At 43.1% G+C, this 9560-nt stretch carries 11 protein-coding genes and 1 pseudogene; 1 reads left to right on the top strand and 11 read right to left on the bottom strand.

The annotated features are described in order from the left end of the window. Positions 1–454: pseudogene (locus D6D85_RS13025) on the bottom strand (CRISPR system precrRNA processing endoribonuclease RAMP protein Cas6); the annotation flags it as partial. A gap of 361 nt (positions 455–815) precedes the next feature. Beyond that, on the bottom strand, positions 816–1073 hold the full coding sequence (locus tag D6D85_RS13020; RefSeq protein ID WP_125672472.1) for a hypothetical protein: 258 nt from the start codon (positions 1071–1073) through the stop codon (positions 816–818). Between the two features lie 191 nt (positions 1074–1264). On the opposite strand from D6D85_RS13020, the gene D6D85_RS17080 reads away from it, so the two are divergent. After that, positions 1265–1393, top strand: coding sequence for a hypothetical protein (locus tag D6D85_RS17080; RefSeq protein ID WP_272914444.1), 129 nt, complete (start codon positions 1265–1267; stop codon positions 1391–1393). Between the two features lie 87 nt (positions 1394–1480). Here D6D85_RS17080 and D6D85_RS13015 read toward each other — a convergent pair whose 3' ends face one another. The 9 genes from D6D85_RS13015 to D6D85_RS12975 all read right to left on the bottom strand — a co-directional run. Beyond that, complete coding sequence (locus D6D85_RS13015) at positions 1481–2158, bottom strand: CRISPR-associated endonuclease Cas3'' (RefSeq protein ID WP_125672471.1); 678 nt, start codon at positions 2156–2158, stop codon at positions 1481–1483. Further along, positions 2155–3825 carry a CRISPR-associated helicase Cas3' gene (cas3, locus tag D6D85_RS13010; protein ID WP_125672470.1) on the bottom strand — a complete coding sequence of 557 codons (1671 nt, stop codon included), beginning with the start codon at positions 3823–3825 and terminating at the stop codon, positions 2155–2157. The genes D6D85_RS13015 and cas3 overlap by 4 nt, the downstream gene beginning before the upstream one ends. Beyond that, on the bottom strand, positions 3822–4322 hold the full coding sequence (locus D6D85_RS13005; RefSeq protein ID WP_125672469.1) for a hypothetical protein: 501 nt from the start codon (positions 4320–4322) through the stop codon (positions 3822–3824). The genes cas3 and D6D85_RS13005 overlap by 4 nt, the downstream gene beginning before the upstream one ends. After that, positions 4310–5569, bottom strand: a complete 1260-nt coding sequence (locus D6D85_RS13000) for an AAA family ATPase (RefSeq protein WP_125672468.1) — start codon at positions 5567–5569, stop codon at positions 4310–4312. The genes D6D85_RS13005 and D6D85_RS13000 overlap by 13 nt, the downstream gene beginning before the upstream one ends. Positions 5570–5572: 3 nt before the next feature. Next, positions 5573–6907, bottom strand: coding sequence for a hypothetical protein (locus tag D6D85_RS12995; protein WP_125672467.1), 1335 nt, complete (start codon positions 6905–6907; stop codon positions 5573–5575). Then, entirely contained in the window at positions 6900–7688 is a 789-nt protein-coding gene (cas5a, locus tag D6D85_RS12990; protein ID WP_125672466.1) for a type I-A CRISPR-associated protein Cas5a, read from the bottom strand. The genes D6D85_RS12995 and cas5a overlap by 8 nt, the downstream gene beginning before the upstream one ends. A gap of 11 nt (positions 7689–7699) precedes the next feature. Continuing rightward, a complete protein-coding gene (cas7a, locus tag D6D85_RS12985; RefSeq protein ID WP_125672465.1) occupies positions 7700–8728 on the bottom strand; it encodes a type I-A CRISPR-associated protein Cas7/Csa2 in 1029 nt (342 codons plus the stop codon). After that, positions 8725–9150 carry a hypothetical protein gene (locus tag D6D85_RS12980; RefSeq protein WP_125672464.1) on the bottom strand — a complete coding sequence of 142 codons (426 nt, stop codon included), beginning with the start codon at positions 9148–9150 and terminating at the stop codon, positions 8725–8727. The genes cas7a and D6D85_RS12980 overlap by 4 nt, the downstream gene beginning before the upstream one ends. A 188-nt stretch (positions 9151–9338) precedes the next feature. After that, positions 9339–9560: helix-turn-helix domain-containing protein (locus D6D85_RS12975; RefSeq protein ID WP_125672463.1), on the bottom strand; the 222-nt coding region annotated here is incomplete at its 5' end.

The raw sequence follows: 9560 nt of genomic DNA, 5'->3' as shown, positions 1-9560 counted from the left end.
TTCCCTCCTTTGAGGAGAGAATCCTGAAGTAGCAGGGAGTCCTGAATTTTATGGAGAACTTCCTGACCGATTTCGCATTCTCAAGAAAGCTCCTGAAATCGAACTCCCTGACTGAAATCTCGGTTATTATCGCCTTTCTATCCACAAAATTTATGGAATCCTTGGAGATTATCGCATCCCTCAGGATCTCAGAGATCTCATCCTTCATCACCGTTATTTTAAACCTCCCCTTCATGGGGCCACATTCCCTGTAGACAATCCTCCCGCTCTCGACAAATTCCACAGGGGTCACGGAATAGGGAGCTATATCCTTGCTTGAGTGAAGATTCTCAGCCATCTTTTCATCAACAGATTTTATGAGATCGAAGAAAATTCCCCTGACTGCATAGCCTGAAAATGATTGAAATTTCAGGCCCTCAGGGGAGATAAAGCCCAGAGAGAACTGGGTCAGCAAGGAATCACCTGTTCATATTTAAAATCCTTTTGCATAAAAACATTGAGTAATCGACGAAGGAAGATAAAGCTGCCGAAATTTTTCAACGGGACTTTTCGATGGGAAAGAGATGGTATAGTTTAAGTCTTGCTCCCAGGTTTTTCTTGATTCCTTCTCTTTTATCTCTCTCAACATCTATAACAGTTTCTAATAATTTATCTGAAAGTTCCTGTATGTCGCTTTTTTATCTTCTCGCTCATCCTATCACTTTTTAAGTCCTTAATTAACTCTCTCCTGAAATCCCTCTATCTTCCTTCCTTAAGCTCTTAAATACGACTCCCACGTGCTAACATTAAATGTGCGGTGTGAACTCCGTAATTGATCACGGTGATGGATACCATAGACTTATGGTGGTCAGAATGCCGATAATCACGCCAATGACGAGACAAGCTCCACCGAGGATGATGATAGCCAGGCCCAATCCCTCATCAAACTTTCTATAAAGTTGGACTCCACAGAATATTGAGATAATTCCGAAAACAGGAGGCAGTATGAGTAAGGCTACTATTGCTGAGACGATTCCAAGGGCAAGATAACCATTTTTGCTCATCCTCTTCTTCTCTACTTTTACTTCCTCCATCCTCTACCTCCCGTGTTTATCTGTCATACTAAAGCTTTAAGTTAAAAACTTTTTTGTAAAAAATCAAGAATTAGAAAAAAGTAAATTAAAGTATTAATTTTTTATAGAGTAAAACTTAATAGAATCTGTCCTTCAATATTTAACGATAAAACTTACCATAGAAAACATGCACGATAGAACTGTTTATGTCAATGAAAGGGTTAACAAAGGAGGATGTACGCATGATAACTCTCTACAGAGATGATGGAGAGATCAAGTGGGGGATTAGCGAGGGCATTAAACTGCCTGCCTATTTGCGGGAGTACATCAGACTCATATAAAGGGAAAAGACATACAGTAGTAGGATGCAGCTGAGCACCTATTGTAATGTTTCACCGAGAAGTGTAATCTTTTCAATAATACTATAATTAATGATCTCCAAGAAGCTGAGTATAAATTTTAAAAAGATACTTTATTTCTTCTCCATAAAGCCCTGTCTCGCCCCCTCTTATCATGGCCACATATGTATCAGATGCCATCACTATTGCCGAAAGCATTCTAGCCCTCAGCGAAGCCCTCAGCAGAATATCAGAGTCTTCGATAAAGCTGTGAATATCCTTCTGAACTTCATGGATCATGACTTCAAGATATCCTTTCTTCGGCCATAAGAGCTGTCCTGCTGGCAGCTTATAGCCTAGCTGTGCGAATCCCTCATTAATGATGGATTCAAGCTCCTGAGCTGGTACATGACCGGAGAACCACTGCTTTGCCTGTTCTAATCGCTCACTAAGACGTGCCATAGCTTGATGATGTCTCAGAATAGCTATAAGAATGATATAGCGATCCTCTGGACTGATAAGTTCTTTCAGTAAATTGTAGGCGACTATGTATGATACTATCTCATGCCCACCCGCTCCAATACATCCTTTAAGTCTATTCTGTGCCCCATCGTCTGCTTTTCCTATATCATGAAGAAGACCTGCCAGAAAAGCCTGCTTTTCCATGTTCAACTTGAGTGCAGAAGCTAGTTTCCTAGAGTTTTCAGCAACACCAAGCAGATGGTCTCTTAAGGGCTCATTGCACCAAGCAAGGAGCTTATTCATCATGGTAAGCCCACCTCAGGACTGTAGGCACTTTCTCTCACCTTTAATCCAAGGAACTTACCTTCTCGACTAAGCTTGTGCAGATTAGAAAGAGGTCTTTGTAACAAGCTCCTGAGGTTCAATGTTCTCTCTCCATTGTCAAGAATCACAACTGCACGACCATTCCTGAGCTCCAATATATCTTGGTGTTTATTTAAATAGTCCAGAGAGACTGTAACTACATCATCTTCTACTATTAAGGGTATAAGAGCAGCATCTTTCAGAAGAGATCCCCTCATATTATCATCCAACTCTCCCAGAATATCTATTATGTTCTTCTCCACCACAAACTGAAGTTCTAGAAGACCTTTAAGCAGCAGTTGCACATTAAAATCTATTTCAGGGGAATATGAAACAGTAGCTAAAAGGTCTATGAAGCTAGGGCCGCTCTTTCCGAACCTCCAGTCTAGGAAATATGTTCCAGATTTCAGCTGTCCGAGCACAGCTTTTACGGATTCGGCTGGATATACTTCACTAGCGGATTTAAGGCTATCCTCTGAGATGCTAATTATCACTTGAGGCCTTCTCTCCTCCCGTTCTAATCTTTCCCTCAAATTTCTAATTGCTCTTCCAGCTCTTTGAATCAGGCTGCCCGGCGGCGCCACTTCCGTCACTACGGTATCAAAGTCAAGGTCTGCTCCTGCCTCCAAGCATTGTGTTGAGATGAGAACAAAGCTTTTATTCCCCAAGAGATCATTAACTGTTCTTAAGACAGCCTCTCTATGCTTTTCCGCAAGTCTTGCATGGAGCAAAAGCACAGGAACATCCACAATCTCCTTTATCTTTTTGTACACATCGACCGCCCTATGCACGGTATTGCAGAAGACAAGAACACTTTGCGAGTGATCCAATGCGCTCAGAACATCCTTTTCCAGCCCCTCCTTTGATACCTCAGTCAGAGATACTCGACTATATTTGTCATAGAGCGAGTCATAATCCTTATCTAACCCGTGTTCAACTGTATATTGCACGGCTCCACTATAATATCTGAGGCCTCTCTCCCCTAGGCAAAGATGCAACACCACTTCTATTCCCTTTCTTTTAAGTTCCTTCTCCAGATATCGAAGCACTTCCCTAGATAGAGTGGCTGTAACGAGAACTGTCGGTCTATCCATGAAGGATAGTGCCTCGAGCGTGAAAATCATGCTTGTCAGTGCTTTTTTCCACTCGCCACTTGTATCATCTACCTTATCTATTGAGAGGACTAGGTGCACCTCATCTAACAACACGCCCCCAGCTGCCACTAAAAGCCCTGTGTCCCTATGAGCATATATATGGGAAAGTTCGGCAACAGGAGCCACATACATCGAGGTAAGAAAGCTGTCATACGTGGTCACAGCATAGGGGGAGAACATGTAGGGGGACTTCCTGACCTCATGCTTCTCAATCTCTCTGAGCATCGCCTGATACGAGATTAAATTGATGGGAACTCCTCTATCAACAGCATTAGAACAGACATTAGAGACAAGAGCCCTGAGCGGAAGCACATGAACTACTCTGCCCCATTTATTGAGGAGCTCTCTCCAAGAATAGTGTACAGCACTTGTCTTCCCATAACCAGTTGGCGCTACTAGCACGGAGATTCTTGAAGGTCCTGCATCGAAAAGAGCATCCATTATCCCTGTTCTCATGTAGACACCCTGATTTTATTAGCCCACTCATGCTCCCTCATATTCTTAAGAGCACTTTCTATCCTATCCTTGGCATCGCTATCCTTGGTCAATATAGTGACCCCTTTGCATCCCTTAGTCTTCCAGTAAGCTGCTATAAGGAGAAAGGCATCGCTTTTAAGCTCCTTGTAAATATCACCAATGTCCTCACCAAGCTCGAAAAATCTACGAATTTTGATCAGTACTTCCCTGTCCTCAGTCTCTGTACACATACGCTTTCTGATATCTTCGTATCCTTTTAGTCTAATACTGAGTTTAAATTTGTATAATAGCGATCTAGGCATTATCCTCTTTGCCCTTCTCTCAAACTCTTCTATGTTACCCTTCTTCACTTCATCCCTGAGAAGCTGAACTATTACCCTTTCCTCGCTCTGTAAAAAGTCAGAGAATCTTGAGATGCTTTCTTTCTGCTCAAGCAAATCTAGGAAGAAGCTTGTATCCAGCACTATGCAGTGCACTTCTTATCCTCCTCCAGCTCGAGCTCCCTCCTAAATATCTTCCAAGCCATTTTTGTGAACCTTGATTCCTCTATGAAGCCCTCTTCGCTGACTTTACGTTCCTCTAGTTTGAATCCTATCTCAGATCCTACTGTCTCATATACCTTCACTTCTTCGGGTTTTAATACACCTTTTCTAAGAACCTCCTCGACTCCTAGCACGAATGCCTCGCTATGAGTGGCAATAACAAAAACGGCCCGGTATTGTCTAACAATTTCAGCATACAGCTCCGCTAGAAGATAAGTTGTATAGGGATCTAGGTGAGCTTCCGGCTCTTCTACACTCAAAAGAGGTTTTTTATCCTCCAACTTGAAGATTGGAAGCACATGAAGAATAAGCCAGTGTGCAATTATGTTTATCATCCCACTAGAGGTGAATTTCCAGGGTAGGAACTTGCTCTCCTCTTTCCCTTTAAGGGTAACAGAGGGGCCATACACCGAATGATCCATGAACTCTATGTCCTCGAGCTCTATAATCTCACTACTAAGCTCTCTCCATGATCTCAGCACTGCTTTCTTCAGTTTATCGAGCAGAACTGGATCCGGGGAAAGACCTAAATTTTTCTTTACAAGCCTGATGAAAATGGATGAGGGTGTCCGTTTATTGTCATAGTTCTGGAGGAACTCATTCGGATTCGAGATATTCAGCCCTTTTATATTGGTTTTTGAAATGTAAATTTCCTTGAAAGATCCGTAGCCCACTTCTGCTGGATGCCTAGTTGGCAGCTTGACGTCGAGGGAGAAAGGTCCTGTCATATTTATGTAAAAAGGAGGCTTTTCAATCACCTTCATCCATGGGTTGACTCCACGTGATTGACAGAGTTCTACTGCGAATACAGTCCTTCTCAGGTAATCTTGGACCCCGCTTAAGACATAGCCAGAGCTCTTTCTTATGCTATCATCAAGCTCGGAGAGAGAGCTGATTGGCTGCTCCAAGAGATCGAGAGGATCAAGAATATTTTGTCCATCAATCTCCACTTGGTAGAGGCTACTCCACAACCCCTCTGCACCTAACAGTCTATTCTCAAGGCTATCTAGAAGCCTCCACTCGCTCACTAACGATTCAGCTATTCCGAGAGAGCCCAAGGAGACTGAAAGAAGACTCTTGCCGCTGAGATTCGGCCCTATTAGAAGAACAAGACCCTGTTCCGGTAAAGTGAGTTTAGATCCGGTAAGGGGACCGCATGCCCGAATTTCGAGCTCCATCATTTCCTAAATCACCCTACTTATAATCATGTTGACAAGTCCTCTCACTGTATCCAATATTCTATATGCTTCATCACGGGCTTCATCCTCCTCGAGTCCATCCTTCAGCCATGCTGTAAGCACACCAATAAAGCGAATCCTCCAGTCTTCAGTCTCTATAAATCTCTGCAGTTCATAGAACTGCTCACTAGGAATAGCATAACCTGGTTCCACAAGGCTACGCAGGAAGTTTCTGTAAAGCACTGCGAATCTCACAAGCCTGAGCTCTGAGGCGAGCGCCTGATATTTACGAATTAGCTGTTGCAGCAGGATACCAAGTTTTGCTGTTTTTTCTGCTACAGCTCTCGCATTACTTCCAAATATTTGCCCCAATCTTGCGTCGAGTAATACTACTTCCCCAGCTGGAAGGGCTTCGATATATGCCTCCTGCATCCTCTGGCCAGCTAATCTTATCCCTCTGATTCTAAAACCTCCTCCAATCCCAGCATAACTTAGAGGATGTGTGGTTCCATAGTAAGCCCATAGGGTAAGGGACAATCTAGCAAGCTCAGAGTCCTCGATAAAGAAACCGGTTTTTCCTACATGCCCTTCAATAGCTTTAAGAATTTCAGAATAACACCTCAAATTAATATAGTTATATCTAACTCCTCGAACAGGTTCGAATTGAACGTACGTTATCAAAGTCTCCTTTCCCTCTGGGAGACGTTCAAGATGTGCCATTGAAACAGTAGGCAATATGTGCGAAAGCATCCACCAACCTAGATCAGCCCTCACATCAAATAGAGCTTTCGAGGCAGGACCTGTTGACTTAGTATCACGAAGCCCAGAGAACCTACCCATCTCATATATGTTTATACTCCTGACGAGAGAGGGAAGCTTCATCCTTCCGGATCCCTCTATCAGCTTCACCTTACCGTTGAATTCAATGTTCCATTTAGAGGAGAGTAGATCAAGCAGCCTCCCTTTATAATTGTTTAAAAAGACTTCACAAAGCCTCTTAAGCTTCTCATACAGCTTTCCCTCGACTGGCTGTGAGCCGAACTCTTTAAACAAGCTGTCAAATTTGGCTGTATCGCCTGAAGGTCCGATTGTCACAGGTGCTACTTTCATTTCCTCGTATTTCTTAATGCCAGACTTAAGAGTGTTAAAGAGAGCGAACTCAAGTTCTTCGCTGCTCTTGAACTTAAGATGAGCCTCAAAGATCCATGGGTTCTCCCCAAATTTGACCTCCTTAAGATAATCATGTACCTTCAGAATAACCGTGCTCAAGGAGTCGACTAAAAGCGGTAAGTTCGGTGCTCTGATTATCTTTTCCTCATCATTTCCCCTTGTCTCATTCATTCTTAATCACCTCCTGCGGAACAATTACAGTCTCATCATTGACTCTTACTGCCACAGCACCCTCATGCAATCTCACTCTTGTTTGTGTAAGAGGTATTACAAACTCCTCCCAGTTCTTCGCCAGATCTCTGGCAACTCCCAGCTCGTAATGTTCCAGAGAGGGTTTACTCAACACCTCCTTTAGGAATTTTCCCTCAATAACCTCGCCAAGCGATGACGGAAAACAGTAAAGAGTTTCAATTTCATTATCCCCTGCATTTAACTCCACTTCTGCTATACGAACATCTGAAACAGAAACTGTAGATTCCTTATTACCAAGTGATGTAATGGACCATATATACTTTTCTATATCCCTAGTTCTTGTAAAATAGATTACGTAAAGATGCATTGAGGGAGCATAGATCTTTCCATGTGGTTGAACCCCGAAAAGAACCCTCGAACCTGGATAAGCATGCTCTCTCCTCTGATAAGGAGCAATAAGTGCTCTTATCATGTCTCTAGTCTCTATTAGGCCGAGTATTGGGCCGATAAACCTTTCGTCAGCTAGGGCTAAAGCAGTCCATGGAACATCTTGAATTAAAAGAGATGCTGAACTATAAAGTTTCCCCTTTATCATAATAGTCTCTGGCCACTCTTTGAAATAGGCAACTGCTCTTGCTAATGCCCCTAAGAGCGAGGTAGGAGGTGGAATGAGAAGAGCTGGTTGAGATGCTGAAAATACAGGACGTTTTACTGAATAGCCCCAGTGTAGCTCGAGAATCGCTTTTACAGCATAGAGCATATCTAGTCCCTTTATAATCTCGCTAGCAAAGCTTTCTTGACGGCATCGAACAGAGTTAGAACGGTTTCTGCACGTTCTATTCCATTAACAAGACCCTCACCATAGCCGAAAAGCTGCACATTGGAGCTGAAAAGATTTGAATGAATAGCTCCTCTTCTGGCAGTTGAAGCAGGAAAATTGGCGACAGCAGGAGAGGATATAGTGAAAGGCGGATAGCTTGAAACAGCCGCTATTATAGTCTCATAATCTATGACTGGAGTGAATCTCGAAAGCTTAGCCCCAAATATCTTGCTGTCGAGCATTATTGAAAGAGCATCTATCGCAAGATTTATCCTATTCTTGCGCTCTTCCTCATCTACTGCTTGTTCTACCTTCAGCATGCTTGTCATTCCGATTCCTCCAACATCAAGGTTAAATGTGAGGGAGTAGACGGCAGATCCAGTCTCAACGTAGTAGATGGCTTGACCTGCTACTTTTTGTCCCTCCTTTGCCGTCCTTGTTGGGCTATGGCGTACGTGAAATTGTGGTTCTAAAGCCACGGCACCGGCATCAAGGCTTTCAATAGTTGGGATCATGTAGCTTACTTGAAATCTTGATGTGCGCTTTACAGGTGGATCTCCAGGATAGAGAAAGCCTCCCAAATCCTCAACAACGCAATTTCTCACTATTTCCTTCTCAATTTCATGCGGATTGTAGTTCTTTCCTTCAATTAACCTGACTAGTCCTCTTTCCCAGTCCTTTGAACCGAAAAGATTCAGATCACAGTGTTTTAAGAACTCACTCTTTTCGCAGAATTCGCACAGAGGAATTTTATCTGCAGGATAACGATGCTTTGCAAGTTCTGCAATCCACTGTTGATATGCGTGTGCAATGTTTTCACCGCTTAAAGCTGGCACTATTCTAATTACATATTCCTTATCTCTTCGGTAGACAACTGTAGCTCTTCTATGTCTCGTCACATTACCAACGCTCTCGACCATGTTAAGTGCTTCAACATTCACAAGCATCCGCACACCAACGCTAACAAATGCCCCTTTCAACTTTTATCACCCTCCTCTCTTTCACTACTCTCTTTCTCCGAACCTCTCCAAGAAAGTGCAAGAACTGTTGCTCTCCTCATGATCTCCAGCCCGCTGACAAGGTCTACATCCAGCAGATTAAGAAGCAGCTTCACACTTTCCTCCTTTGCTACATAAGGTCTAACATTCTCATCCAATGTCTGCCCTGCATCTAGAGTGCTCTTCGAAATCCGCAATGCCTCATATAACGTCGTTGAGACTGTTTCCTTGCCTGCAGCATTCGCAATTCTATCCGCAAAAGAATACTGGCGAGCCCATATAAATCTGCTCAGCATCTTAGCAACATCCTCTACAGCTTCACGTATCTCATTCTCCACATTCTCCGGAGGTAGATTTAACATCTTAGCCAGCTTTTCAGACACGACTTGAGAGATCAATGGCATTTTTTTCACCCTCCTACCACCTCTGGGAATTCTATCATGCTTCCTATCCCCAGAAGCTTTCTCAATACTTCCTCTCTCGGTTTCATATCTACCCCCTTAATGATTATCGCAGCTTCTTTAAAAACGTTTCCCTAAGTTGCACTTTCGTGCTTTTTCTTTGCAACAGAAAGCGTTACTGTGCATTAGAGTTACACATTGCTCTTTAACAACTCGCCCAGTTTGGATATCGTATACTTATTTTCATTTTTATCTAATAATCCTTTTCTGTAAAGAGCAAGGAGGCTTCTGTACACTGTGCTTCTGTCCCTTCTAACAACGCTCGCTAGATCGGATGGAGTGTAAGAATTTCCGGGTTCCATGAATTTGAGCAATTCCAGCTGGGCTCTTGTCAGTCCCACAGAGAGGAAGCC

Source organism: Candidatus Methanodesulfokora washburnensis (genome assembly GCF_003947435.1).
Lineage (GTDB): Archaea > Korarchaeota > Korarchaeia > Korarchaeales > Korarchaeaceae > Methanodesulfokora > Methanodesulfokora washburnensis.
Note: the sequence above shows the minus strand (reverse complement) of the source record. Positions and strands in the feature narration are given on the sequence as shown.

Coding starts and splice junctions, on each gene's coding strand:
- D6D85_RS13020 (WP_125672472.1), bottom strand. CDS start 1,073: ATGGAGGAAGTAAAAGTAGAGAAGAAGAGGATGAGCAAAAATGGTTAT.
- D6D85_RS17080 (WP_272914444.1), top strand. CDS start 1,265: ATGAAAGGGTTAACAAAGGAGGATGTACGCATGATAACTCTCTACAGA.
- D6D85_RS13015 (WP_125672471.1), bottom strand. CDS start 2,158: ATGATGAATAAGCTCCTTGCTTGGTGCAATGAGCCCTTAAGAGACCAT.
- cas3 (WP_125672470.1), bottom strand. CDS start 3,825: ATGAGAACAGGGATAATGGATGCTCTTTTCGATGCAGGACCTTCAAGA.
- D6D85_RS13000 (WP_125672468.1), bottom strand. CDS start 5,569: ATGATGGAGCTCGAAATTCGGGCATGCGGTCCCCTTACCGGATCTAAA.
- D6D85_RS12995 (WP_125672467.1), bottom strand. CDS start 6,907: ATGAATGAGACAAGGGGAAATGATGAGGAAAAGATAATCAGAGCACCG.
- cas5a (WP_125672466.1), bottom strand. CDS start 7,688: ATGCTCTATGCTGTAAAAGCGATTCTCGAGCTACACTGGGGCTATTCA.
- D6D85_RS12980 (WP_125672464.1), bottom strand. CDS start 9,150: ATGCCATTGATCTCTCAAGTCGTGTCTGAAAAGCTGGCTAAGATGTTA.